Source organism: Pseudomonas sp. dw_358 (assembly GCF_018449655.1).
Classification (GTDB): Bacteria; Pseudomonadota; Gammaproteobacteria; order Pseudomonadales; family Pseudomonadaceae; genus Aquipseudomonas.
Genome location: NZ_JAAVUX010000009.1, coordinates 1 through 25,353 on the forward strand (window position 1 = coordinate 1; position 25,353 = coordinate 25,353).

Annotated in this window: 26 protein-coding genes and 1 pseudogene; 7 read left to right on the forward strand and 20 right to left on the reverse strand. The window is 60.0% G+C overall.

The features are described 5' to 3' along the window. The 4 genes and pseudogenes from HB675_RS14615 to HB675_RS14625 all read left to right on the forward strand — a co-directional run. Positions 1-406, forward strand: a pseudogene (locus HB675_RS14615) (type VI secretion system tube protein Hcp); the annotation flags it as partial. 11 nt (positions 407-417) lie between these two features. Next, positions 418-969: a hypothetical protein gene (locus HB675_RS14620; RefSeq protein WP_256737560.1), complete on the forward strand. Its 552-nt coding sequence runs from the start codon at positions 418-420 to the stop codon at positions 967-969. A gap of 19 nt (positions 970-988) precedes the next feature. After that, entirely contained in the window at positions 989-1,264 is a 276-nt protein-coding gene (locus HB675_RS25900) for an RNase A-like domain-containing protein (protein WP_256737561.1), read from the forward strand. Positions 1,265-1,283: 19 nt separating this feature from the next. After that, positions 1,284-1,643, forward strand: a complete 360-nt coding sequence (locus tag HB675_RS14625; RefSeq protein ID WP_256737562.1) for a hypothetical protein — start codon at positions 1,284-1,286, stop codon at positions 1,641-1,643. Positions 1,644-1,912: 269 nt separating this feature from the next. On the opposite strand, the gene guaA is transcribed toward HB675_RS14625, so the two are convergent. From guaA to HB675_RS14640, 3 genes are all read right to left on the reverse strand, one after another. Next, positions 1,913-3,490, reverse strand: a complete 1,578-nt coding sequence (gene guaA, locus HB675_RS14630) for a glutamine-hydrolyzing GMP synthase (protein ID WP_213879048.1) — start codon at positions 3,488-3,490, stop codon at positions 1,913-1,915. A 100-nt stretch (positions 3,491-3,590) separates the two neighbouring features. Further along, the gene (gene guaB, locus HB675_RS14635) at positions 3,591-5,060 is read right to left on the reverse strand and encodes an IMP dehydrogenase (RefSeq protein ID WP_213879049.1); all 1,470 of its coding nucleotides are present in this window, start codon (positions 5,058-5,060) and stop codon (positions 3,591-3,593) included. Between the two features lie 84 nt (positions 5,061-5,144). Then, positions 5,145-5,702 (reverse strand): sugar ABC transporter ATPase, encoded by a 558-nt coding sequence (locus tag HB675_RS14640; protein ID WP_213879050.1) that lies wholly within the window; start codon positions 5,700-5,702, stop codon positions 5,145-5,147. Between the two features lie 100 nt (positions 5,703-5,802). Here HB675_RS14640 and xseA point away from each other — a divergent pair, with 100 nt between their 5' ends. From xseA to leuA, 3 genes are all read left to right on the forward strand, one after another. After that, entirely contained in the window at positions 5,803-7,182 is a 1,380-nt protein-coding gene (xseA, locus tag HB675_RS14645; protein WP_213879238.1) for an exodeoxyribonuclease VII large subunit, read from the forward strand. Positions 7,183-7,186: 4 nt separating this feature from the next. Further along, a complete protein-coding gene (locus HB675_RS14650; protein ID WP_213879051.1) occupies positions 7,187-8,008 on the forward strand; it encodes a peptidoglycan DD-metalloendopeptidase family protein in 822 nt (273 codons plus the stop codon). Positions 8,009-8,327: 319 nt separating this feature from the next. After that, the gene (gene leuA / locus HB675_RS14655; protein WP_213879052.1) at positions 8,328-9,998 is read left to right on the forward strand and encodes a 2-isopropylmalate synthase; all 1,671 of its coding nucleotides are present in this window, start codon (positions 8,328-8,330) and stop codon (positions 9,996-9,998) included. Positions 9,999-10,064: 66 nt separating this feature from the next. Here the strand turns inward: leuA and HB675_RS14660 are convergent, their stop codons facing one another. The 17 genes from HB675_RS14660 to iscU all read right to left on the reverse strand — a co-directional run bounded on the left by HB675_RS14660 (position 10,065) and on the right by iscU (position 25,324). Then, positions 10,065-10,847, reverse strand: a complete 783-nt coding sequence (locus HB675_RS14660) for an amidohydrolase (protein WP_213879053.1) — start codon at positions 10,845-10,847, stop codon at positions 10,065-10,067. Then, entirely contained in the window at positions 10,835-11,983 is a 1,149-nt protein-coding gene (locus tag HB675_RS14665; protein WP_213879054.1) for a pyridoxal phosphate-dependent aminotransferase, read from the reverse strand. Before HB675_RS14665 ends, HB675_RS14660 begins: the two co-directional genes overlap by 13 nt. A 180-nt stretch (positions 11,984-12,163) precedes the next feature. Continuing rightward, positions 12,164-13,627, reverse strand: a complete 1,464-nt coding sequence (der, locus tag HB675_RS14670) for a ribosome biogenesis GTPase Der (protein ID WP_213879055.1) — start codon at positions 13,625-13,627, stop codon at positions 12,164-12,166. Positions 13,628-13,764: 137 nt separating this feature from the next. Then, complete coding sequence (gene bamB, locus HB675_RS14675; RefSeq protein ID WP_213879056.1) at positions 13,765-14,916, reverse strand: outer membrane protein assembly factor BamB; 1,152 nt, start codon at positions 14,914-14,916, stop codon at positions 13,765-13,767. Continuing rightward, positions 14,909-15,550 carry a tetratricopeptide repeat protein gene (locus HB675_RS14680; protein WP_213879057.1) on the reverse strand — a complete coding sequence of 214 codons (642 nt, stop codon included), beginning with the start codon at positions 15,548-15,550 and terminating at the stop codon, positions 14,909-14,911. The genes bamB and HB675_RS14680 overlap by 8 nt, the downstream gene beginning before the upstream one ends. Positions 15,551-15,588: 38 nt before the next feature. Then, on the reverse strand, positions 15,589-16,878 hold the full coding sequence (gene hisS, locus HB675_RS14685; RefSeq protein ID WP_213879058.1) for a histidine--tRNA ligase: 1,290 nt from the start codon (positions 16,876-16,878) through the stop codon (positions 15,589-15,591). A gap of 39 nt (positions 16,879-16,917) precedes the next feature. Beyond that, positions 16,918-18,027 (reverse strand): flavodoxin-dependent (E)-4-hydroxy-3-methylbut-2-enyl-diphosphate synthase, encoded by a 1,110-nt coding sequence (ispG, locus tag HB675_RS14690; protein ID WP_213879059.1) that lies wholly within the window; start codon positions 18,025-18,027, stop codon positions 16,918-16,920. Between the two features lie 3 nt (positions 18,028-18,030). After that, positions 18,031-19,020: a RodZ family helix-turn-helix domain-containing protein gene (locus HB675_RS14695; protein ID WP_213879060.1), complete on the reverse strand. Its 990-nt coding sequence runs from the start codon at positions 19,018-19,020 to the stop codon at positions 18,031-18,033. Further along, on the reverse strand, positions 19,017-19,778 hold the full coding sequence (gene pilW / locus HB675_RS14700) for a type IV pilus biogenesis/stability protein PilW (RefSeq protein ID WP_213879061.1): 762 nt from the start codon (positions 19,776-19,778) through the stop codon (positions 19,017-19,019). Before pilW ends, HB675_RS14695 begins: the two co-directional genes overlap by 4 nt. Before the next feature lie 29 nt (positions 19,779-19,807). After that, positions 19,808-20,953, reverse strand: a complete 1,146-nt coding sequence (gene rlmN / locus HB675_RS14705) for a 23S rRNA (adenine(2503)-C(2))-methyltransferase RlmN (protein ID WP_213879062.1) — start codon at positions 20,951-20,953, stop codon at positions 19,808-19,810. A gap of 23 nt (positions 20,954-20,976) precedes the next feature. Further along, a complete protein-coding gene (gene ndk / locus HB675_RS14710; protein ID WP_213879063.1) occupies positions 20,977-21,408 on the reverse strand; it encodes a nucleoside-diphosphate kinase in 432 nt (143 codons plus the stop codon). 186 nt (positions 21,409-21,594) lie between these two features. Beyond that, complete coding sequence (gene iscX / locus HB675_RS14715; protein WP_213879064.1) at positions 21,595-21,795, reverse strand: Fe-S cluster assembly protein IscX; 201 nt, start codon at positions 21,793-21,795, stop codon at positions 21,595-21,597. A gap of 14 nt (positions 21,796-21,809) precedes the next feature. Next, positions 21,810-22,151 (reverse strand): ISC system 2Fe-2S type ferredoxin, encoded by a 342-nt coding sequence (fdx, locus tag HB675_RS14720; protein WP_213879065.1) that lies wholly within the window; start codon positions 22,149-22,151, stop codon positions 21,810-21,812. Positions 22,152-22,154: 3 nt separating this feature from the next. Beyond that, positions 22,155-24,017: a Fe-S protein assembly chaperone HscA gene (hscA, locus tag HB675_RS14725; protein ID WP_213879066.1), complete on the reverse strand. Its 1,863-nt coding sequence runs from the start codon at positions 24,015-24,017 to the stop codon at positions 22,155-22,157. A 41-nt stretch (positions 24,018-24,058) separates the two neighbouring features. Next, entirely contained in the window at positions 24,059-24,580 is a 522-nt protein-coding gene (hscB, locus tag HB675_RS14730) for a co-chaperone HscB (RefSeq protein WP_213879067.1), read from the reverse strand. A gap of 8 nt (positions 24,581-24,588) precedes the next feature. After that, complete coding sequence (gene iscA, locus HB675_RS14735) at positions 24,589-24,912, reverse strand: iron-sulfur cluster assembly protein IscA (RefSeq protein ID WP_213879068.1); 324 nt, start codon at positions 24,910-24,912, stop codon at positions 24,589-24,591. A gap of 25 nt (positions 24,913-24,937) precedes the next feature. Continuing rightward, positions 24,938-25,324, reverse strand: coding sequence for a Fe-S cluster assembly scaffold IscU (gene iscU / locus HB675_RS14740; RefSeq protein ID WP_213879069.1), 387 nt, complete (start codon positions 25,322-25,324; stop codon positions 24,938-24,940). Between the last annotated feature and the right edge of the window lie 29 nt (positions 25,325-25,353).

Sequence of the window (25,353 nt, forward strand, 5' to 3'; positions counted from 1 at the left end):
ATCACTACGACGCCGTGCAGTCCATCAGTCAGACAGCAAGCTCCAGTGGTGGCGCTTCCGCTGGAGGTGTTTCCCTCGGGGATTTTCAGATCAGCAAGTACATTGACCGCGCCACCCCTAAGCTATTCGAGCTTTGCTGCAGAGGCTCACATATCAAGACCGTGACGATTCGAGTCATCGTGCAGGAACTGAAAAACTCAAGTATTTGGACATCGTGCTTGAAGAGGTGCTGATCGCATTGGTCAGCGGACAGGGCGCAGAACAATCCGGCTTCCCTGTCGAAGTCGTAACCCTGAATTACGGGCGCATTAAATTCGAATATTCACAGCAGCGGCGTGCCGATGGTGGGAGTGCGGGCATCGTTTCTGGTGGTTGGGACAGGACCGCTAACAAGTCATTTGCGTAAGGAAACGCATGATGTCTGACGATGGAAGCTTTCGCGTAGTCCTCAATTTTGCTCAGATGGCTGCAATACTCACGCACGAGTCACTGACACCCGCTGAGATTATGTCCAATCGTATATTTGGAAGCCTTCGGCTTGTCGGCGGAATTATCGAGCTTGCAGGTTCAGGTGTGCTATGTGCGTTACCTGAGCCAACGATGATTTCAAAAGTCGGGTGCGTTGCAATGGGGGTTCACGCTTCTGATCAACTTTCAGCTGCCTCTACGCAGATTGTGACAGGCCAGCAAACTGACTCATATGCATTCAAAGCTGGAGCGACCGCGGCCGAAGCTTTAGGTGCCTCTCGAGCAACAGGCCAGGTTATTGGGTTAGCTACCGAATTCGTAGTGCCTTTAACGACTGCATCTATGTACAACGCTTTTCGAGTTTCCTCGGTACGTGCTGGCAGGATGAGCATTGCTGTAAGTGAAATGCCTCTCCACGCACCCAGAAAAGGAATTGGTGGTCACACTTTAAGAGACCATTATCAAAAAAAATATTTCAGACTTGCAAAAACGATTACGTAAGGTAAGAACCGCTCAGGCAATGACAACATTTGAAAATATGGAAATAGCCGAATGGGCGATCAGCCAGGCATTGAAGACTAACAAGCTGAAAATCATAATGTTTTCTAAAATAAAATTCTTGCGCACAAAAAATCGACTGACACTAGTGAGCGAGCTAAATACCGACATTGGATGGGGCATTATGAGGTCCGCGCAAACGACACCTGTAAGAATGACTAAAGTGAGAGTTGTGATTGAATTTGCTGAATTTAATCACATGCCAGCTTATATTGTCACAGCGTTTCCAATTTCTTGAGGTGTCCATGCGCGGCTACATGCAACTGATTGATTTTATGCGTGAACTAGGTGATGGAATTCTTGATCATCTGCCTGAAGAACAAAGAATAGGGATTCTCGACATTGAAAAAATAGTTGAGAATTGGATGTTGCGGAAGTCATATCTCCAAGCCCTTTCTTTGAAAAAAGATATTACTACCTATGCTGACCTTTATAAAACAGGTGACTACGCCGTTGATGAGATTTTGGCAGACTATGATTTGTGCTTCATCCCTGAGAGGTTTGGTGTTGAAGAACATATTTTTCTTACTAGCATCCTCGGCTTGATTGATTTTCATATTGAGAAAAAAAGAAAAGCTTTTCTTATGAAGTATTTTGGATGGCTAGGCTACAAATAAGGATTATGTGTCGACGAATGATACTCACGGCTACATGCTTCATGAGAACGGGCAGAAAAAAGTATTTAATAGTCGCAACTTAGTTCCTGACTGACATCTCTAGGCTCAGCACTCTCGATACCATGCCGGCATTGCTAATGCCGGTTATGGTATCGAGGCACTTGTGCTGATGCCAACCATCCGCGCCATGAAAAACGCCATTGATGAAACAGTAAATTCACTATCTATACTTATTTTTTACAACTAAGTCAGATAGTTGAGAATACCCCCTACTCCCACTCGATCGTCGCCGGCGGCTTGCTCGACACATCGTAAGTCACCCGCGAAATCCCTTCGATCTCGTTGATGATCCGACCACTCACCGTCTCCAGCAACTCATAAGGCAAGTGCGCCCAACGTGCGGTCATGAAGTCGATGGTTTCCACCGCACGCAGGGCCACCACCCAGGCGTAGCGACGGCCGTCGCCGACCACGCCGACGGATTTCACGGGTTGGAACACGACGAAGGCCTGGCTGACCTTGTGGTACCAGTCGGCCTTGCGCAGTTCTTCGATGAAGATGTGATCGGCGCGACGCAGCAGGTCGGCGTACTCCTTCTTCACTTCACCGAGGATGCGCACGCCCAGGCCCGGGCCCGGGAAGGGGTGACGGTAGACCATGTCGTAGGGCAGGCCCAGTTCCAGACCGAGACGGCGCACTTCGTCCTTGAACAGTTCGCGCAACGGCTCGACCAGCTTGAGGTTCATTTCCTCCGGCAGGCCACCGACGTTGTGGTGCGACTTGATCACGTGGGCCTTGCCGCTCTTGGCGCCGGCCGACTCGATCACATCGGGGTAGATGGTGCCTTGGGCCAGGTACTTGATGTTGTCCAGCTTGGTGGACTCGGCGTCGAACACGTCGATGAAGGTACGGCCGATGATCTTGCGCTTCTTCTCCGGGTCGGCTTCGCCCGCCAGGTTATCGAGAAATTGATCCTCGGCGTTGGCGCGGATCACCTTGACGCCCATGTTCTCGGCGAACATCGCCATGACCTGCTCGCCTTCGTGCAGGCGCAGCAGGCCGTTGTCGACAAACACGCAGGTCAGCTGATCACCGATGGCCTTGTGCAGCAGGGCCGCAACCACTGACGAGTCGACGCCGCCGGACAGGCCCAGCAAAACGTTGTCGGTACCTACCTGGGCGCGAACCTGGGCGATGGCGTCTTCGGCGATTTTCGACGGGGTCCACAGGGCTTCACACTCGCAGATGTCGAGGATGAAGCGCGACAGGATGCGGCCGCCTTGCTTGGTGTGCGTCACTTCGGGGTGGAACTGCACGCCGTAGTAGCGACGCTCGTCGCTGAACATGCCGGCGATCGGGCAACTCGGAGTGCTGGCCAGGATGCTGAAGTCTTCCGGCATGCGGGTGACTTTGTCACCGTGGCTCATCCACACGTCGAGGCCGAACAGGCCATCAGCGTCGATGTGGTCTTCGATGCCATCCAGCAGACGACTTTTACCGACCACGTCGACGCGGGCGTAACCGAATTCGCGCAGGTCGGAACCTTCCACCTTGCCGCCCAGTTGCTCGGCCATGGTCTGCATGCCGTAGCAGATGCCGAAGACCGGTACGCCGAGGTCGAATACGGCCTGCGGGCAGCGTGGGCTGTTGGCTTCGTGCACCGACTCCGGGCCGCCGGCGAGGATGACGCCTTTGGGAGCGAATTGGCGAATCGCTTCGTCGTCCATGTCGAACGGGTGCAGTTCGCAATACACGCCGATCTCGCGCACACGGCGCGCAATCAGCTGGGTGTACTGGGAGCCGAAATCGAGGATCAGGATACGGTGGGCGTGGATGTCGAGGGCCATGACTCATTCTCGTCAAAGATAATCAGAAACGACACGGGGCTGTGATGCACAGCCCCGCTTGCTAATTCAACCGCGGCGGGAGGGCCCGCCACGGGCACTATCAACCTACGCGATAGTTGGGTGCTTCCTTGGTGATCTGCACGTCGTGAACATGGGATTCCGCCATGCCGGCACCGGTGATGCGGACAAACTCCGGCTTGGTGCGCATCTCTTCGATGTCGGCACTGCCGGTGTAGCCCATGGACGAACGCAGGCCGCCCATCAATTGATGGAGGATGGCGCCCAGGGTGCCTTTATAAGGCACACGGCCTTCGATCCCTTCGGGAACCAGTTTCTCGGCACCGGCCGAGGAGTCCTGGAAGTAACGGTCCGAAGAGCCCTGAGCCTGAGACATGGCACCCAACGAGCCCATGCCACGGTAAGCCTTGTAGGAACGGCCCTGGAACAGTTCGATTTCGCCCGGAGCCTCTTCGGTACCGGCGAACATCGAGCCCATCATCACGCTGGAGGCGCCGGCGACAATGGCCTTGGACAGGTCACCGGAGAAACGGATGCCACCATCGGCGATCAACGGCACACCGCTGCCTTCAAGGGCGGCGGCCACATTGGCGATGGCGCTGATCTGCGGCACGCCGACACCGGCGACGATGCGCGTGGTGCAGATCGAGCCAGGACCGATACCGACCTTGACCGCGTCGGCACCGGCTTCAACCAGTGCCCGGGCGGCCGCGCCAGTGGCGATGTTGCCGCCAATGACCTGAACTTCCGGGAAGTTCTGCTTGACCCAGCGAACGCGGTCGATCACGCCCTTGGAGTGGCCGTGGGCGGTGTCGACCACGATCACGTCGACGCCGGCGGCGACCAGCGCGCTGACACGCTCGCCGGTGTCTTTACCGGTACCGACGGCAGCGCCGACGCGCAGGCGAGCCTGGTCGTCCTTGCTGGCCAGCGGATAGGCCTTGGCTTTTTCGATGTCCTTGACGGTCATCATGCCCTTGAGGTGAAACTCGCTGTCGACGATCAGGACCTTTTCCAGGCGATGCTTGTGCAGCAGATCGCGGACGGTTTCCTTGTCGGCGCCTTCGCGCACGGTGACCAGACGCTCTTTCGGGGTCATGACTTCACGCACTGGAATGTCCAGGCGGGTTTCGAAGCGCACGTCGCGAGAGGTGACGATGCCGACCAGGTCGCCGTCGTGCAGTACCGGTACCCCGGAGATATTGTGTTGACGCGTCAACTCGAACAGGTCACGCACCGTGGCATCGGCCTCGATGGTGATCGGGTCCTTGACCACGCCGGCCTCGAACTTCTTGACCTTGCGCACTTCGGCAGCCTGCTGCTCGATGGTCATGTTCTTGTGGATGATACCGATGCCACCTTCCTGCGCCATGGCGATGGCCAGGCGAGCTTCGGTGACGGTGTCCATGGCGGCGGAGACAAGCGGAATGTTCAGCGAAATGCCGCGGGTCAATTGGGTCTTGAGACTGACTTCGTTGGGCAGTACTTCGGAATAACCGGGTACGAGGAGAATGTCGTCGAAGGTCAGGGCTTCTTGGCTGATACGCAGCATCGCGGGGGCTCCCGAGCGGGAAAATGGAAGCGCGCCATTATACCTAGACATGCCCCCACAAGAAAGGCCAATATGTCCGATGCTTCAAATACTGTTTATATAGACGGACACATGGGCCACCGGCTGATCCAGCCAGTCCGCAAATTCCGCGACAAAACCCTTCTTGAGTCCTGCCCTCTCCCAGTTATTGAAAATGAAGCCCAGGTTGCTGAACGCACAGGGTTGCAGGAACAGAAAGCCATTGATGTCATCTTCGTGCCCGCATTCCGGGCAGCTGAAGTTGTCCGTATGGCCTGGCATCCAGTCCTCGAGGCTGTCGAACAGCGCTTCTCCCACTTCCCGGCGGCACTGCGGGCAACCCGCCTCGTGCAGGAAACCGTCCATCGGGGTGAAGATGCAGCGATCTGTCACCACTTCGAGGCCGTTGACCCTTTCGCCGAACGGCAGCAGCTCCGGGCGTTCGACTACGGCCCGCGCGCCCGCCGAAATGGCATAGGCCATTCGGTTGCCGGTGCTGCCACAGGTGCTCGGCTGCTCTTCGATGATGTCCTTGCGCACCAGCCAGCGCAGAATGGCGCGGGCGCGAGGCTCGTGGACCGGCAGAGTGGAAATCCGCGGGGCGATGATGGCTTGGGTCTGCATGCGCAACCTTTGAGAATATGACGCGGAAGGATAAACCATGTGCTCCCCCAGGCAGCCAGAGTGGTGGTTGCCGTTGGCGAATGCATCTATCATGCCCGGCATGATCAAAGACCCATTCGCCAGGCTTAACCTGGACCGCGAAGTACTCACTGTCAGCCAGCTCAATGGCCGCGCCCGCGTGTTGCTGGAGGATGTGTTCAGTAACATATGGGTCGAAGGCGAGATTTCCAACCTCGCACGCCCCGCCTCGGGGCATATGTACTTCACCCTCAAGGACAGTGGTGCGCAGGTACGCTGCGCACTGTTCCGGCAAAATGCCCAGCGGGTACGCCAGGCGCTGAAGGATGGCCTGGCGGTCAAAGTGCGCGGCAAGGTCTCGCTGTTCGAGGGCCGGGGTGATTACCAACTGATTCTCGATACCGTCGAGCCGGCTGGCGACGGCGCCCTGCGCCTGGCGTTCGATGCGCTGAAAGACAAGCTCATGGCCGAAGGCCTGTTCAGCGCCGAACGCAAGGTGCCCCTGCCCGCCCATCCTCAACGCATTGGTATCGTCAGCTCGCCGACAGGAGCGGTGATCCGCGACATCATCAGCGTCTTTCGGCGCCGAGCTCCCCAGGTGCGACTGACCCTGATTCCCACGGCAGTACAAGGTCGCGACGCCACGGCGCAGATCGTCCGCGCGCTCGAGCTGGCCGATGCCCGAGGCTTCGACGCCATCATCCTCGCCCGTGGTGGTGGTTCGCTGGAAGACCTCTGGTGTTTCAACGAGGAAGCCGTGGCCCGCGCCGTGGATGCCTGCGTGACCCCGATCGTCAGCGCAGTGGGCCATGAAACCGATGTTTCGATCAGCGATTTCGTCGCCGACGTTCGCGCGCCGACACCTTCGGCCGCCGCCGAACTGCTGGCGCCGGACTCCAGTGACCTGGTGCGCCGCGTCGAAAGCCTCGAACGTCGCCTGTTGATGCGCATGCAGAACCGCCTGCGCCATGATCGCCTGCGCCTGGACGGTCTGGCAGCACGCCTGCGCCATCCCGGTGAACGCTTGCGCCAGCAGGCCCAACGCCTGGACGACCTGGACATGCGCATGCGCCGCGCATTCGAGCATCGCATGCGCAACAGTCGTCAGCGCATGGAGCGACTGGAGGGAAGGCTGGCGGCGCAGCACCCCGGCCGTACGCTCGCCCTGCTCAAGCAACGTGTGGACACACTCGCCGCGCGGCTGCCAAGGGCAATCCGGGAAAACCTCAAGGACCGGCGTCAGGCACTGCAAGCACAGATGCAGACGCTGCATGTGGTCAGCCCGCTGGCGACCCTTGGGCGCGGTTACAGCATTTTGCTTGACGAGCGCGGCCAGGCTATCCGCAGCGCCGCGCAGACCAGCACCGGCCAGCGCCTGAAAGCCCGCCTGGGTGAAGGCGAGCTGGACGTGCGCGTAGAGGATAACCATCTCACCCCTGTCACCTTGTCGTTGCTGGATTGAATCGATGCCGCGCCTGCTTGCTGTCCTTTTGCTGTGCCTGAGTTGCACTGTCCATGCCGCCGACAGCTACCTGACCCGACTGCTGAACAAGCCGGTACCGGGTGGCGTCGCGGTGATCGAGCTCGGCACCAGTGCCGTCCCGCCCACCGCCCGCTTCGACAACAAACCGGTGCTGGTGATCAAGGAGCAGGACACCTGGCGCGCCATCGTCGGCATCCCCTTGACTGCCAAGCCAGGCCCGCTGCAATTGAGCAGTGGTGGTCGCACGCTCAGCTTCATGGTGGGTAGCAAGCACTACCCCGAGCAGCACATCACGCTGAAGAACACTCGCCAGGTCAACCCCGACCCCGCCGACCTGACCCGCATCAACGCCGAACTGGCCACCCAGACCCAAGCCTACCGCAGCTTCAGCTTGGGCAACCCCAGCAACCTGATACTGGACAAACCGGTCAACGGCTCGCTGTCCAGCCGCTTTGGCGTACGCCGCTTCTTCAACGGCGAAGAACGCAATCCCCACGCGGGCCTGGACTTCGCCGTACCGGCGGGCACCCCGATCAAGACGCCGGCGGCCGGCAGGGTCATCCTGATCGGTGACTACTTCTTCAATGGCAACACCGTGTTCGTCGACCACGGTCAGGGTTTCATCAGCATGTTCTGCCACATGTCGAAAATCGACGTGCACGCAGGCCAGATTCTGGCACGAGGCGCTGTGGTCGGCCGGGTCGGCTCCACAGGCCGCGCTACCGGACCGCACATGCACTGGAATGTCAGCCTGAATGACGTGCGGGTGGATCCGGCGATATTTATCGGGGCGTTTCAACCCTGAGCCGCTCCGTTAGCACGGATTGCGGAGGATCAAATACCTGCGCAATCGGCCTCGTCATTTCGGATATCTGCCGCGATTAATTCTCGAAATCACTGCTCATACAGCATTGGCTACCAATTTTTTTGAAGCACTTGCCATCTTTAACCCCACTGGTTAGGGTTGACGCATGAAAACCGCACATACCCTCATTCAACGCCGCCAACACCGCAGCCTTTGCCTGGTCAGTGCACGACTGCCTGGCTAGATCGCGTCGCCTCGCCCTTCATCTATCGTCTACCGGCAGGCCCTTTCCGAAGGCTGCAACTCAAGGATTGCTCACATGACCATGCTCAAAGATCCGTCGAACAAATACCGCGCGTTCCCGACCATCGATCTGCCCGACCGGACCTGGCCGTCGAAAGCCATTACCGTGGCGCCGATCTGGTGCAGTTCCGACCTGCGTGACGGCAACCAGTCGCTGATCGAGCCGATGGATTCAGTGAAGAAGCTGCGTTTCTGGAAAACCCTGGTCGCCGTGGGCGTCAAGGAAATCGAAGCCTCGTTCCCTTCCGCTTCCCAGACCGACTTCGACTTCGTGCGCACCTTGATCGAAGACGGCCACATTCCAGACGACACCACCATCCAGGTGCTGACCCAAGCCCGTGAAGACTTGATCGCACGGACCTTCGAATCGCTCAAGGGCGCCAAGAAAGCCATTGTCCACCTGTACAACGCCACCTCTCCTTCTTTTCGCAAGATTGTCTTCAACCAGGACAAGCAGGGCGTGAAGGAAATCGCCGTGAGCGCCGCCAAGCTGTTCGTCAAATACGCCGCCCAGCAGCCGGAAACCCAGTGGACGTTCCAGTATTCGCCGGAAACCTTCAGCGCCACCGAACTGGAATTTGCCAAGGAAGTCTGTGACGCGGTGATCGAGGTGTGGAACCCTACGCCAGAGCACAAGGTGATTCTCAACCTGCCCGCTACCGTGGAAGTGTCCACGCCGAACATCTATGCCGACCAGATCGAGTGGTTCGGCCGCCATGTCTCCCGTCGTGACAGTGTGCTGATCAGCCTGCACACCCACAACGACCGCGGCACTGGCGTCGCGGCGACTGAACTGGGCCTGATGGCTGGCGCCGATCGCGTCGAAGGCTGCCTGTTCGGCAACGGTGAGCGCACCGGCAACGTCGACCTGGTGACCCTGGCACTGAACCTCTACACCCAAGGCGTTGACCCCGAGCTGGACTTCTCCGACATCGACGGCGTGCGCAAAGTCGTCGAAGAGTGCAACCAGTTGCCGGTCCACCCCCGTCACCCGTACGTCGGCGACCTCGTTCACACCGCTTTCTCCGGCTCGCACCAGGATGCCATCCGCAAGGGCCTGACCCAGCAGAAAGAGGACACCCTGTGGGAAGTCCCGTATTTGCCGATCGACCCGGCCGACATCGGCCGCAGCTACGAGGCGGTGATCCGCGTCAACAGCCAGTCAGGCAAAGGCGGCATCACCTACCTGCTCGAGCAGGAATATGGCATCAGCCTGCCACGCCGCATGCAAATCGAATTCAGCCAGGTCGTTCAGGCCGAGACCGACCGCGTAGGCCTGGAAATGAGCGCCCAGCAGATTTATGCCTTGCTGCACAAAGAGTACCTGCAGGCCAACGTGCCTTACGCCCTGATCAGCCACCGCCTGCAGGAAGAAAACGGCAACAGCGCCGTCAACATTGAAGTCCACAGCGACGGCGAAACCCAGAACTGGCGCGGCAAGGGCAACGGCGCTCTGGAAGCGCTGGTAGCGGCACTGCCGATCAGCGTTGAAATCATGGACTACAACGAACACGCCATTGCCGCCGGGACTAACGCCAAGGCAGCAGCCTACATCGAACTGCGCGTGGCTGGCGGTCGTCCGATCCATGGTGTGGGTGTGGACGAAAACATCACCACCGCCAGTTTCCGGGCACTGTTCAGCGCACTGAACCGGTCGTTGAGCCAGCAGGAAGCGAAAGCGGCTTGAAAGTGAGCTGATTATAAAAAACCGGCTGATGGGCCGGTTTTTTTATGCCTGAAACAGCAAGCCCGGTCAGGTCAACAAGGTCAAAGTGTAAGCATCCGCATCCAGATACGCCGGAAAGCGCTCCCGATAAGCCATCAAGTCAGACTTGCTTAGCGTAGCGGTGAACACCCCATCCGCCTCCCCGGCGCTCAACAAGTGCTCGCCCTGAAAATCCAGCACCTGACTGTCGCCAGTATAGGCAAAGCCTTTGCCATCGGTCCCGACTCGGTTCACGGCAGCCACATAGCACAGGTTTTCAATGGCTCGGGCTGGCAGCAGGCGGTTCCAGTGCAGGCGACGGGCGCCCGGCCAGTTGGCGGTGTAAAGGATCAGATCGGTGTGCTGGCCATCGCGGCTCCAGACCGGGAAGCGCAGGTCGTAGCAGACCAGCGGTCTGATGTTCCAGCCTTTGAGGGTGAAGGTGACCTGTTGCTCACCGGCGGTGTAGTGCTGGTGTTCACCTGCCATGCGGAACAGGTGGCGCTTGTCGTAGTGCAGGACCTGGCCGTCGGGCTGGGCCCAGAGCAGGCGGTTGCGGTAAGTACCATCGGCAGCCCGAATGATCACGCTACCGGTGACCACGGCATTGAGTTGCCGCGCCTGGGCCTTCAACCACTGGGTGGTCGGGCCTTCTTCGCGCTCGGCCAGCTGGGCCGAGTCCATGGAAAAGCCGGTGGTGAACATTTCCGGCAGAATGATCAGGTCGGCACCGGCCGCCTGTTCCAGCAAGCTGTCGAAATGGGCCAGGTTGGCATCGCGGTCGTGCCACGCCAGGGTGGTTTGCAGCAAAGCGAGCTTCAGATCAGACATAGCTTTCGCGCTGCTTCGCGCAGCGTCTCCTCACGCTTGGCAAAGCACAGGCGGATCAGGCGCTGGCCGGGCTCGGGGGTTTCATACAGGGCCGACACTGGAATGGCGGCGACGCCGTGCTCGCGAATCATCCATTGGGACATCTCGACATCGTTCATGTCGGGCTGGATCTGCGCGTAGTCCAACAACTGGAAATAGGTGCCGGGGGAAGGCGTGAAGGTAAAACGCGACCCTCCCAGCAAGTCGCAGAACAGGTCGCGCTTGGCTTGATAGAAGGCTGGCAGCTCATCGGTGTGCTCGGGGTGGGCGGCCATGAAGTCCGCTAATGCCCACTGCAGCGGGGTCACACCGCAGAAATTGACGTACTGGTGAACCTTGCGCCATTCGCGAGTCAAGTGCGTGGGTGCCACGACGTAGCCGGTCTTCCAGCCGGTAACGTGGTAGGTCTTGCCGAAGGAGCTGACCACGAAGGAGCGGGCGTACAACTGCTCGTGTGCCAATACGCTGGCGTGCTGGACGCCGTCGTAGATCAAATGCTCGTAGACCTCGTCCGCCACGATATAAATATCGCGATCGGCGATCAACGCCGCCAACTGGTCCAGGTCGGCACGGGTAATCAACGCACCGCTGGGGTTGTGTGGGCTGTTGATCACCACCATGCGCGTGCGCGGCGTCAGCGCATCGGCGAACCGCTGCCAGTCGATGGAGAAATCCACCGGGTCGAGTTTGACGTGGACGCAGTGACCACCGGCCAGCTGGACCGACGGCCCGTAGCTGTCGTAACACGGGTCGAAGATGATCACTTCGTCGCCTTGTCGGATGACGGCTTGAATCGCGCAGAAAATCGCCTCGGTACCACCCGGGGTGATGGTGACTTCGCTTTCCGGATCGACGGTGGCGCCGTAGACACGGGCAATCTTCGCCGCGACTTGCTCGCGCAGCGCAGGCAGGCCGGTCATGGGGGTGTATTGGTTGTGACCCGCGAGCAGGTGATCAGCGGCCGCTTCGAGGAGCGCTTGCGGGCCGTTGAAATCGGGAAAACCCTGGGACAGGTTGATGGCGCCAAACTCGGTGGCCAGCTGGGACATGGTGGTGAAGATGGTGGTGCCGACATTCGGCAACTTACTGCTGATCATGGGCCGTTACCTGAGCGGTGGAAGGCGCAGGATAGCCCAAGTACAGAAGGGGATGAAACAACCTGTGGAAGCAGGCCTTGGCCGCAATGGCAACACCGCGCAGATCCACTGGATCGCGCCGTCTGTATCGCGGGCAAGCCTTGCTCCCACAGGGTCACATGGCAAAACTCCGACCGGGGATCAGCGCTTGTCGCGGCGCTTCTTGTCGGCTTTCTTGTGGTGCGACATCAAGCGACGCTTCTTGTTGACCTGGCGGTCGGTCAGCGTGTTCTTGTTGCCTTCGTATGGGTTGTCGCCGCCTTTGAACTCGATGCGGATCGGCGTGCCGACCAGCTTGAGTACGCGGCGATAGGTGTTCTCCAGGTAGCGAACATAGGAGTTCGGGACCTTTTCCACCTGATTGCCGTGGATAACGATCAACGGCGGGTTGGCGCCGCCCAAGTGGGCATAACGCAGTTTGATACGACGGCTGTTGACCATCGGCGGCTGGTGTTCCTTGACCGCATCTTCGAGGATCTGGGTCAGGCGGTTGGTCGGCCAACGCGTGATCGCCGACTTGAACGAGGCCTGAACCGAACCGTAGAGGTTGCCGACACCGGTGCCGTGCAATGCCGAGATGAAGTGGATATCGGCGAAGTCGACGAAGAACAACCGACGTTCCAGCTCGACCTTGACGTAGTCGCGCTCGCTCGGCTGCATGCCATCCCACTTGTTCAGCGCGATGACGATGGCACGCCCGGCTTCGAGCGCAAAGCCCAGCAGGTTGAGGTCATGGTCGACCACACCTTCGCGGGCGTCCATGACGAAGATGACCACGTTGGCGTCCTTGATCGCCTGCAGGGTCTTGACCACGGAGAACTTCTCGACTTCCTCGTGGATCTTGCCGCGCTTGCGCACCCCGGCCGTGTCGATGAAGGTGTACTTCTCGCCATTGCGTTCGAAAGGGATATAGATACTGTCACGCGTGGTGCCCGGTTCGTCGTAGACGATGACGCGGTCTTCACCGAGCATGCGGTTGACCAGGGTCGACTTGCCTACGTTGGGACGACCGATGATGGCGATCTTGATGCCATCCTTCTCGCTCGGCCCAGGGATGCGTACCTGCTCTTCACCTTCGGCCACGTCGGCGCCAAGGTCTTCCTCTTCGACGTCACGGGGAAATTCCGCCAAGGCGGCTTCCAGCAGCGTGTTGACGCCACGGCCCTGAGCACCGGCAACGCCGATGGCGTGGCCCATGCCCAACGGGGCGAATTCGGCACGGGCCATTTCCGGATCGATGTTGTCGATCTTGTTGGCCACCAGAATCGAGCGCTTGTTGCGCTTGCGCAGGTGCTCGGCGATCATCTGGTCGGCCGCCGTATAACCGGCACGGGCATCGACCAGAAACAATACGACATCGGCTTCTTCAATGGCCAGCAGCGACTGCTCGGCCATTTTTTCGTCCATGCCGTGCTCGTCACCGGAGATCCCCCCGGTGTCGACCAGAATATAGGAACGCCCTTGCCAGCGCGCCTCACCGTACTGGCGATCACGAGTAAGACCAGACAAGTCGCCAACGATGGCGTCGCGGCTTTTGGTCAGGCGGTTGAACATGGTGGACTTGCCGACGTTAGGTCGGCCCACCAGGGCGATTACGGGAACCATGCGGCTCTCCACTGCGTTATTTCAGAAAATACAAAGGCCGCTGCAGGCAGCGGCCGAAGTTCGTACACCTCGTCACGAGGTGGCTTGCGCCCCGGCGCCATCATGGGCACCCGCCGGGCTCAAGCATAGTCAAAGCCTTACTTGATAGTGAGAGCTTCCAGTTTACCGCTATTGCCATACACATAGATCATGTTGCCGACCACCAGCGGGCGCGCCCGCAGGCCATCGCCGTCGATCTTCTCACGACCGACAAAACGGCCGTCGACCTGGCTGAGCAGGTGCAGGTAACCTTGGTAGTCGCCCACGGCTACGTAGCTGGAGAACACTTCGGGCGCCGACAGCTGGCGGCGAGCCAGGGAGTCGTTGGTCCACAGAGGGCTGGTGGAGCGCTCGTCGATGCTTTCGACGGTACCGTCGGCCAGCGCCACATAGACGCTGCCAAAACCCTGAGCGACACCGGCGTAGCTGGATGCATCACGCTGCCAGTTGACCCGACCGCTCTCCAGATCCAGGCCCGCCATGCGGCCTTGATAGCTGGCCACGTACAGAGTGCCGTTGGCCAGCAACAGCCCGCCGTCGATATCCACCACGCGATCCAGCTCGGAACGACCGGTCGGAATCGCCACATGGGTTTCCCACGCCGGGATACCGTTGGTGGTGTCCAGCGCCACGACCTTGCCAGTCGACAGGCCGGCAATCGCCAAGTGGTCGGTGACCAGCGGCGCACCGGTACCACGCAGGGTCAGGACCGCCGGGCTGCTGTCATACAACCAGCGCTGAGTGCCAGTGGCAGCATCGTAGGCAATGACGCGGTCATCCTGGGCCTGCACGACCACCACGTCGCCGTTAGTGGCCGGCGGTGCCAGCACTTCGCTGGTGGCCTTCGCGTGCCATTTCTCTTCACCGGTGCTGGCATCCAGAACCACGACCTGGCCGCTCAAGGTGCCGAGCATCACCATCCCGGAACCAACGCCGACAGCACCGGACACCGAGGTCTCAAGGTCTTTCTTCCAGATCACGTCGCCGGTCATGCGGTTCAGCGCGAATACCTTGCCATTGATATCGGCGGCGTAGATACGATCGCCATCAACGGCTGGCACCAGCATGTTGTAGGTCTTGCCCTGACCGTCACCGATCGAGCGACTCCACTCCTTGTGCAGCGCCACTTCTTCCTTGAAAGGCTTCAGTTCGGCAGGAGGAAGTTCTTTCTTGCTGTTGCTGCTGCAACCCGCGGCCAAAACGGCCAGAGCCAGCAATGCTGCATGTTTCCAACGGATCACGTCACGCATCCCCTTTGGCCAGGTCGTCCAGCTTGATTTGCAAGCCACCCACCGCTGCCTCGTCGGACAGTGCGGCCTTGGCTTTTTGATAGGCAGCAAAGGCATCGTCGTGACGACCCAGTTTCACCAGCAGGTCACCCTTGAGTTCTTCACGGGTAGCCAGGAAGGCTTGGTCGGTGTCGCCATCGAGCAGCTTCAGCGCTTCGTCAGCCTTGTTCTGAGCGCCCAGTACCTGCGCCAGACGCTGCTTGGCAAGCTCGCCCAAGGTGGCGTTGGCCGGCTTCAGGGTCACTGGCTTCAATTCGGCGACAGCGTCGTCGAGCTTGCCGGCATCCACAGCCACCTTGGCCACGAACAAGCTGCCGTACTGGGCATAGGCACTGCCACCGTACTGGGACTTCAGCTTGCCGGCGATGTCGGCCACCTGAGCCGCATCAGGCTTGCCGCCAGGTGTCAGCGCCGATTCCAGCAGCTGTTGGTACAGGTTGGAAGCCCCCTGGCTCTGGTTGCTTTGGTAGCGATGCCAGGCCTGCCAGCCGAACACGATCACCAGCGCCAACAGGGCGCCCGTCACCAGGGATTTACCGTTGCGGCCCCACCAGTCTTTCAGCTCGGCGATCTGTTCATCTTCGGTATTCGACACCCAAACACTCCTTCTAACAAATTCGGCGGATGCCGGCTTCAGGCCTGCACAGCGCAGGTCGCCAGATGCTCGGCAAGAGCATCCCAGGCAATATTCAGTTGTTCGCCCTGGCCACGCAGGGGCTTGACGCCGATCTGGCGGGCGGCCATTTCGTCATCACCCAGAATCAACGCGAACAGCGCGCCACTCTTGTCGGCTTTCTTGAACTGGCTCTTGAAGCTGCCAGCGCCAGCGTTGACCTGCAGGCGCAGGCCGGGCAACTGGTCGCGAACACGTTCGGCCAGGGCTAGACCGGCCAGCTCCGCCGCTTCGCCGAAGGCGCACAGGTAGACATCGACTTGACGGGCGATGGAATCCGGCACCTGCTCCAAAGTCTCCAGCAGCAGGATCAGGCGCTCGATACCCATGGCAAAGCCCACGCCCGGGGTCGGCTTGCCGCCCATCTGTTCGACCAGACCATCGTAACGACCACCGGCGCACACCGTGCCTTGGGCACCGAGCTTGTCGGTGACCCACTCGAACACGGTCTTGCTGTAGTAATCGAGACCGCGTACCAGCTTGGGGTTGATCACATAAGGAATGCCCACGGCATCGAGACGCGCCTTGAGGCCCTCGAAGTGCACGCGGGATTCTTCGTCGAGGTAGTCGGCCAGCTTCGGCGCGTTGATCAGCACCGCCTGAGTCTCGGGGTGCTTGGTGTCCAGCACCCGCAGCGGGTTGGTTTTCAGGCGACGCTGGCTGTCTTCGTCAAGCACATCGAGGTGCTGGGTGAGAAAGGCCACCAGCGCGTCACGATAGCGGGCACGCGCCTCGCTCGTGCCAAGACTGTTGAGTTCGAGCTTGACCGCGTCGCGAATACCCAAGGCGGCCCACAGGCGCCAGGTCAGCACGATCAGTTCGGCATCGATGTCCGGACCCTCGAGATTGAACACCTCCAGGCCGATCTGGTTGAACTGGCGATAGCGGCCTTTCTGCGGACGCTCGTGGCGGAACATGGGGCCCATGTACCAGAGCTTCTGCACCTGGCCACCGCCACTGATGCCGTGTTCGAGCACCGCGCGCACACAGGCGGCCGTGCCTTCAGGGCGCAAGGTCAGAGAGTCGCCGTTGCGGTCTTCGAAGGTATACATCTCTTTTTCGACGATGTCGGTCACTTCGCCGATCGAGCGCTTGAACAGCTCGGTGAATTCGACGATGGGCATGCGGATCTGGCGGTAGCCGTAGGTGTCCAGCAAACCCGCCACGGTGGCTTCGAAGTAGCGCCACAGCGGCGTCTGGTCCGGCAGAATGTCGTTCATGCCACGGATGGCTTGCAGAGACTTGCTCACAAAATGTCCTTAAAAACTCTTTATTAAGCGGCGTACGGTTCAGCCGCGGGCGATCAGCGCCGCGTCGGCCTCGACTTTTTCAGCCGCTTTCTGCCGGATCAGCCGTTCAAGCTCGTCCACCAGATTGTCGTTGGTCAGCTTCTGGGCTGGCTTGCCATCGATGTAGATCAGATTCGGTGTACCCCCGGTCAAGCCCACATGGGCTTCCTTGGCTTCCCCCGGACCGTTGACCACGCAACCGATCACAGCCACATCCAGCGGTACCAGCAAGTCTTCCAGGCGCCCTTCCAGCTCGTTCATGGTCTTGACCACATCGAAGTTCTGCCGCGAGCAGCTCGGGCAGGCGATGAAGTTGATGCCACGTGAGCGCAGGCGCAGAGACTTGAGGATGTCGTAACCGACCTTCACTTCCTCCACCGGATCGGCCGCCAGAGAAATACGAATGGTGTCACCGATGCCATCGGCCAGCAGCATACCTAGGCCCACGGCGGATTTCACTGTACCCGAGCGCAAACCGCCCGCTTCGGTGATCCCCAGGTGCAGGGGCTGGACGATCTGCCTGGCCAGCAACCGGTAGGCTTCGACGGCCATGAACACGTCGGAAGCCTTGACGCTGACCTTGAAATCCTGGAAATCCAGGCGCTGCAAGTGCTCGACATGGCGCAAGGCCGACTCCACCAGCGCCTCGGGCGTCGGCTCGCCGTACTTCTTCTGCAAGTCTTTTTCCAGAGAACCGGCATTGACCCCGATACGGATCGGGATGCCACGATCACGGGCGGCGTCGACCACCGCACGCACACGGTCTTCGCGACCGATGTTGCCGGGGTTGATGCGCAGGCAGTCGACGCCCAGCTCGGCCACGCGCAGAGCGATGCGGTAGTCGAAGTGGATGTCGGCCACCAGGGGGACCTGCACTCGCTGTTTGATCCGGCCAAAGGCCTCGGCTGCATCCATGTCGGGTACCGAAACGCGGACGATGTCCACGCCCGCCGCCACCAGACGTTCGATCTGGCCAACAGTGGCGTCGACGTCATTGGTGTCGGTGTTGGTCATGCTCTGCACTGCAATCGGGGCATCGCCACCGACGGGTACGGAGCCGACCCAGATCTTGCGCGATACGCGTCGTTTGATAGGTGATTCACCGTGCATGACTTATTGCCCCAGCTTCAGGCGAGCAGTCTCGCCGGAGGTGAATGGTTTCAAGTCGACCGGTTGGCCGTTGTAGCTGACCTGCGCGCCACGGGCAAAGCCCAGGCGGATCGAAAACGGCGGTTTGCCGTTGACGGAAATGCTGTCGCCTTTCTTCTTGACGCCGCTCGAGAGGCTTCTGCCGCTGGCGTCCTTGACGTCGATCCAGCAGTTGTCGACAAACTGGATAGCCACTTGGCCCTCGCCTGCGGCCGGGGCAACCGGAGTCGCGCTCGGTGCCGCAGCAACCGGTGTTGCCGGCGCTGCGGCTGCCGTCGCCGGCTTGACCGGGGCGGTCACGGTCGGGGCCGGAACACCGCTCGGAACCGAAGGTTGGGTGGCCGCCGGGCTTGGGTTGACCGGCACACTGGCAAGGGCCGGATCGGTGGCTGTCGCTGGCGCTGCCGGCGTATCAGGCTGCACGGGTTTGGCGTCGGTAGTGGTGTCCGGCCCGTCCAGGGGATGAATCTGGGTGGTGCCATCGGCGCTTTCGACTTCGACATGCTCCATGGCCAGGGGCGGCGTGTCTTTCGCGCGCTGGTCGGCCTGTTCCTTCCACCAGAAGAATCCACCGCCTATCACCAGCACCAGCAACAGCAGGCTGACGATGCGCAGGATGTTGTGCGCCAGACGCGACGGTTCTTCGATACGACCCAGGCCATGCACGTTGCTGCCCTGGGCGTTGGTGCCGGTGATGTGGTCGAAGGCCTGCACCAGAACGCTCTGGTCCATGTCCAGCAACTTGGCGTACGCGCGGATATAGCCGCGAGCAAAGGTATGCCCCGGCAGCTTGTCGAACGCGCCGGTTTCAAGGTTGCTCAGCGAGCTGACCGTGAGGTTGAGTTTCTTGGCCACTTCAGCCTGCGACCAGCCACGGCTTTCGCGGGCCAGACGCAAGGTCTCACCCGGATTTACGCGAGTCGCTGCTACAACTTCGGGATGCGCCGCTTTCATCTTTGCTCCGACAGGTATTGCTTGTATTCCGGCGTACCGGGATAGAGTCTTCTAAGTTGCAGGCCCAGGCTGGCGGCCTTGTTCTTGTCCTGAAACACCTTTGCCAGGCGGATCCCCAGCAACAGGCTGCGGGCATTCTGCTCGCTGATCTGGCTGTAGCCCTCGTAATAGTTCCGGGCTGGCACATATTGCCTGTCTTCGTAAGACAACTCAGCCATTTCCAGCAATGCGCGCGGTTGTTTGTTGTTCAATCGCAGGGCGCGTTCGAGAAACTGTTCGGCCTGGTCCCGCTGCCCCAAGGCCAGCGAGGTAATCCCGAGGTTTTCAAACACCCGCGAGCGCTCAGTGTAAAGCGGATCGGCGACCGACTTCTGAAACATATCGTAAGCATCTTTGTAGCGCTTTTGCTCGTACAAAAAGCTGCCGTAATTGTTGAGGATCCGCGCGTCATCGCTGCGACTGCTCAACGCCTTGCGGAAATGTTGCTCGGCCAGACCATTCTCGCCTTCGGCCTGAAATACCAATGCCAGCGCCGCATTGGCGTCCGGGTCGGAACTGTCCAGATCAAGAGCCTGACGCAACGGCGTCTTGGCACGCTCGACATTACCTTCCTGAAGGTAGCCCAATCCTAGCTGTACGTAGGCTGCACGCGCCTGATCGCGACCTTTTCGACTATCCATCGGGTTGGTTTTACCCGTGGTGACGCACCCTGTCAGCAAGCTGACGAACAACAGAAAGAGCGCGGCGCGCAGCGTCATAAAGATCCTCGGTAATCCGTTTCAGCGCTTCAAGTGCGCAATGCAGCAGATTGCGGTACGTCATCGGCAGCCAACTGGCGCACGGCGATATAACGCTCACTGCGGCGGGTGCGATCCATCACCTGCCCGACCAATTGTCCGCAGGCCGCGTCGATGTCTTCACCGCGCGTGGTGCGCACCGTGACATTGAAACCCGCTTGATGCAAATGATCCTGAAAGCGACGAATGGCATTGTTGCTGGGCCGCTCGTAACCCGAATGCGGGAACGGGTTGAAAGGGATCAGGTTGATCTTGCAAGGAATACTCTTGAGCAGCTCGACCATCTCGACCGCGTGCTCGAGCTTGTCGTTGACGTCCTTGAGCAAGGTGTACTCGATGGTCAACACCCGCTTCTCGCCCAGTGCCGACATGTAGCGCTGGCAGGAATCAAGCAACATCTTGAGCGGATATTTCTTGTTGATCGGCACCAGCTCACTGCGCAGCGCATCATTGGGCGCGTGCAGCGACAAGGCCAGGGAGACGTCGATGTGCTTGGCCAGTTCATCGATCATCGGCACCACCCCCGACGTGGACAAGGTCACACGCCGCTTGGAGATACCGTAGCCGAGGTCGTCCATCATCAGGTGCATGGCCGCCACGACGTTGTCGAAATTCAGCAGCGGCTCGCCCATGCCCATCATCACCACGTTGGTGATGGCACGGTCGACGGTTGCCGGGACACTGCCGAAAGATTTGTTGGCAATCCACACCTGGCCGATCACTTCGGCGGCGGTGAGGTTGCTATTGAAGCCTTGTTTGCCGGTGGAGCAGAAACTGCAATCCAGGGCACAGCCCGCCTGGGACGAAACACACAAGGTGCCACGCTTGCCCTGGGGGATGTAAACGGTCTCGACGCAGCTGCCGGACTCCACGCGCACCACCCATTTACGGGTGCCGTCGCTGGAAATGTCCTCGCTGACCAATTCGGGGCCGCGGATTTCAGCGCAGGCCTTGAGCTTTTCGCGCAAGGCCTTGCTGACATTGCTCATGGCGTCGAAATCGTCGACGCCAAAATGGTGAATCCATTTCATGACCTGACCGGCACGAAAGCGCTTCTCCCCGATCGAGTCGAAGAACTGTTCCATTTCCGGTTGAGTCAGACCCAACAGGTTTGTCTTGCCAGTCAATGCAGTCATGGTTTCACCTTCACTCAAAAGCCTCAGGCTTTACGAGTGGTTACTTCAGTAGCAGCGAAGAAATAAGCGATTTCGCGAGCGGCGGCGGCTTCGGAGTCCGAACCGTGCACGGCGTTGGCGTCGATGGAGTCGGCGAAGTCGGCGCGGATGGTACCGGCAGCGGCTTCCTTAGGGTTGGTAGCACCCATCAGTTCGCGGTTTTTGGCGATGGCGTTTTCGCCTTCCAGAACCTGTACGACAACCGGGCCGGAGATCATGAAAGCAACCAGTTCACCGAAGAAGCCACGAGCGCTGTGCTCGGCGTAGAAGCCTTCGGCCTCGGCCCTGGACAGTTGCTTGAGTTTCGAAGCCACGACCTGCAGGCCGGCTTTCTCGAAACGAGTGGTGATCTCGCCGATCACGTTTTTTGCAACGGCGTCAGGCTTGATGATGGAGAAAGTACGTTGAACAGCCATGGTGAAACTCCAGAAACGTTGATTGAAGCGAAAAATTAAACCCGCGAATTATACGCGGGTTCTTTGGGATTGCCTAACGATGAAAGGTATCGGCGGCTGTGCCTGGCGGTTGGCCCCGCCGGGCGGTTCCCGAGCTTGCTCGGGGCCCTCACCACAGCCGTACAGATGAAGCGTAGACAGAAGCGATCAGTCCCGCTCTTCGATCCACAGCCCTTGAATGGCCTCAAGCACCTTTTCGCCACCGCGATCAGCGATATCATCGAATTCAGGTAGCGCCATCACCAGATTGCGAAGTTTGACGAAATTCACCGACAGAGGGTCGACTTCAGGATGAAGTTCGGCCAACTGGATAGCAATTTCCTGCACATCAACCCATTTCAGACTCATGTCGGCTCCAGGGCTCAGTGCGGCGCTTCGGCGGCATGGTTAAGGGAGTATTTCGGGATTTCGACGGTGATATCTTCCGTCCCGACCACGGCCTGGCAGCTCAGCCGCGAATGGGCTTCAAGGCCCCAGGCGCGGTCCAGGTAGTCTTCTTCCAGATCATCGGCTTCCTTCAGCGAGTCGAAACCCTCGCGAATGATGCAGTGACAGGTGGTGCAGGCGCAGACGCCCCCGCAAGCGCTTTCGATTTCGATGTGATGGTCGTGCGCGACTTCCAGGATCGATTTGCCGGTTTCGGCCTCGACCACCATGCCGTCCGGGCAGTGTTCAGCGTGGGGCAGAAAAATGATCTGCGGCATCAGTTATTCCTCGATTTCATTCAGGTTGCGCCCGGCCAGAGCGGCTTTGACCGTAGAATCCAGACGGCGAGCAGCAAAGGCATCGGTCACTTGGGACAAGCGCTTGGTCTGCTGTTCGATAGCCGGGCCATCATTGCCCCGGGCCAGTTCACGCAGCTCGGCCATCTGCAATTGAATGACCATGCGCTCTTCGTCGTCGAGCAGACGGTCGCCGTCAGCCTCGATTGCGCCCTCAACGGCTTCGAGCAGGCGCTCGGCATCTACCTGATGCTCGCGCAGCTGGCGGGCGACCTTGTCACCGCTGGCGTGCTGGAAGGAATCCTTCAGCATCCTGGCGATTTCGCCATCGGTCAGACCGTAGGAAGGCTTGACCTGGATGCTCGACTCGACACCCGACGCCAACTCGCGAGCGGAGACGCTGAGCAAACCGTCGGCATCCACCTGGAAGGTCACGCGGATTTTAGCGGCACCGGCAACCATGGCAGGAATGCCACGCAGCTCGAAACGCGCCAGCGAGCGACAATCACTGATCAGCTCGCGCTCACCTTGCAGCACATGCACCAGCAGCGCGGACTGACCGTCTTTATAAGTGGTGAAATCCTGAGCGCGAGCCACCGGAATCGTGGTATTGCGCGGGATGATCTTTTCCATCAGGCCGCCCATGGTCTCAAGCCCCAAAGACAGCGGAATCACATCCAGCAAGAGCAGCTCGCCGCCGTCGCGCTTGTTGCCGGCCAGGGTATCGGCCTGGATCGCGGCGCCAATGGCCACCACCTGATCAGGGTCGATTTCAGTCAGGGGTTCGCGGCCGAACAGCTCACCGACCGCCATGCGCACACGCGGCACGCGAGTGGAACCACCGACCATGACCACGGCACCGACCTCGTCGAGCTCGACACCGGAGTCGCGCAGCGCACGTCGGCACGCCTTGAGGCTGCGGGCAACCATGGGCTCGATCAGTGCGTTGAACGCCTCACGTGACAATGGCGCACGCCAGCTGCCGTAGGCGACTTCGACGCTGTCAGCGTCGGTCAAGGCTTCCTTGGCGGCGCAGGCGGCCTGGAGCAGGTTGCGTTGGGCACCGGGGTCGAGGTCCGAAGAAATACCGGCCTGCTGAACAATCCAGCTGGCAATGGCGTGGTCGAAATCATCGCCGCCCAGCGCGCTGTCGCCACCCGTGGCCAGGACTTCGAATACGCCACCGGTGAGCCGCAGGATCGATATGTCGAAGGTCCCGCCGCCCAGATCGTAGATCGCCACCAGACCTTCGGCGTGCTGATCCAGGCCATAGGCCACGGCAGCGGCGGTCGGCTCGTTGAGCAGACGCAAGACATTCAGGCCGGCCAGCCGCGCAGCATCTTTGGTGGCCTGGCGCTGGGCGTCGTCAAAGTAGGCGGGAACGGTGATGACCGCACCGACCAACTCGCCACCCAGCGTGGCTTCTGCCCGCTGACGCAGGACCTTGAGGATGTCGGCCGAAACTTCGACGGGGCTTTTCGGACCTTGCACCGTGTCGATGAACGGCATGTGCGACTCGCCGCCGACGAAGCGATAAGGCAACTGCTCACCCAACTGTTTGACGTCACTCAGCCCGCGCCCCATCAGGCGCTTGACCGAAAGAATGGTGTTGAGCGGATCGACTGCGGCTGCAGCTTTGGCGCTGTCGCCCACTTCGACACGGTCGGCATGATAGCGAACGGCAGATGGCAGAATGACCCGCCCCTGCTCGTCGGCCAAAGGTTCGGACAAGCCGCTGCGCAGGGCAGCAACCAGCGAATTGGTAGTGCCCAAGTCAATCCCGACCGCCAGACGACGCTGGTGAGGTTGAGGACTTTGGCCAGGTTCGGCGATCTGCAGTAGGGCCATGCTTTTCTGAAATTCAGGCGTGCGACCGGAGCGGCACTGGGTTAATCGTCGAGGCGCTCTTCAAGCTGGCGCACTTCGTAGGAGAGCTTGTCGAGGAACTGCATCCGGCGCATGAGGCGTTCAGCCTGCTCACGCTGCGCCGGGTCGTTCCAGCAAGCGGCGAAGCTGTCATCCAGCTCGGTCTGAGCCACTTTCAAGCGACGCTTGAATGTGGCCACGCCGGGTAGATCCGCTTCGTCCTGCAGGTCTTCGAGCTCTTCGCGCCACTGCATCTGCTGCATCAGGAAGTCCGGATCGTGCACCGTGACTTCCTGAGGCACTTCGCGACCACCAATGGCCAACAGATAACGCGCGCGCCTGGGCCCGGACTTCAACGTCTGATAAGCCTCGTTGAGGCCGGCGGACTTTTCCAGGGCGACGCGCTGCTCACGCTCGGAGCCGTCGGCAAAGCGATCGGGATGCACCTCACGGGCCAGCTCGCGATAGCGAACGGCCAGTTGATCGAGGTCCAGACGGAAGCTCGGCTGCAGGTCAAACAGGGCAAAATGACAAGGAGTACCCACGACCGGCCTCAGATATTGAAGCTTTCGCCGCAGCCACATTCGCCGCGCACGTTGGGATTATTGAACTTGAAGCCTTCGTTCAACCCTTCGCGGACAAAGTCCAGCTCGGTGCCGTCCAGATAGACCAGGCTCTTGGGATCAATGATCACCTTGACGCCATGGCTCTCGAACACTTCGTCTTCGCCGGCGGGCGCATCGACGAATTCCAGCACATAGGCCAGACCGGAGCAGCCAGTGGTGCGAACGCCCAAGCGGATGCCATCACCTTTACCGCGCCCCTCGAGGGAGCGGCGGACGTGGTTGGCAGCGGCTTCTGTCATGCTGATAGCCATCGGGTAACTCCTTGCGTATTGCGTGTCAGAGCAAGCCTTTCTTCTGCTTGTAATCGTGCACGGCCGCCTTGATGGCGTCTTCGGCGAGTACAGAGCAGTGGATCTTGACCGGCGGCAGCGCCAGTTCTTCCGCCAGCTGAGTGTTGCTGATGGTCACGGCTTCATCCAGGCTCTTGCCCTTCATCCACTCGGTGGCCAGGGAGCTGGAGGCGATGGCCGAACCGCAGCCGTAGGTCTTGAACTTGGCATCTTCGATAATACCCTGTTCGTTGACACGGATTTGCAGGCGCATCACGTCGCCGCACGCCGGGGCGCCGACCATGCCGGTGCCGACGTCTGCATCTTCCGCATCCATCTTGCCGACGTTGCGCGGGTTCTCGTAGTGGTCGATGACCTTTTCACTGTAAGCCATGGTATTGATCCTTACTGAAACTCATCAGG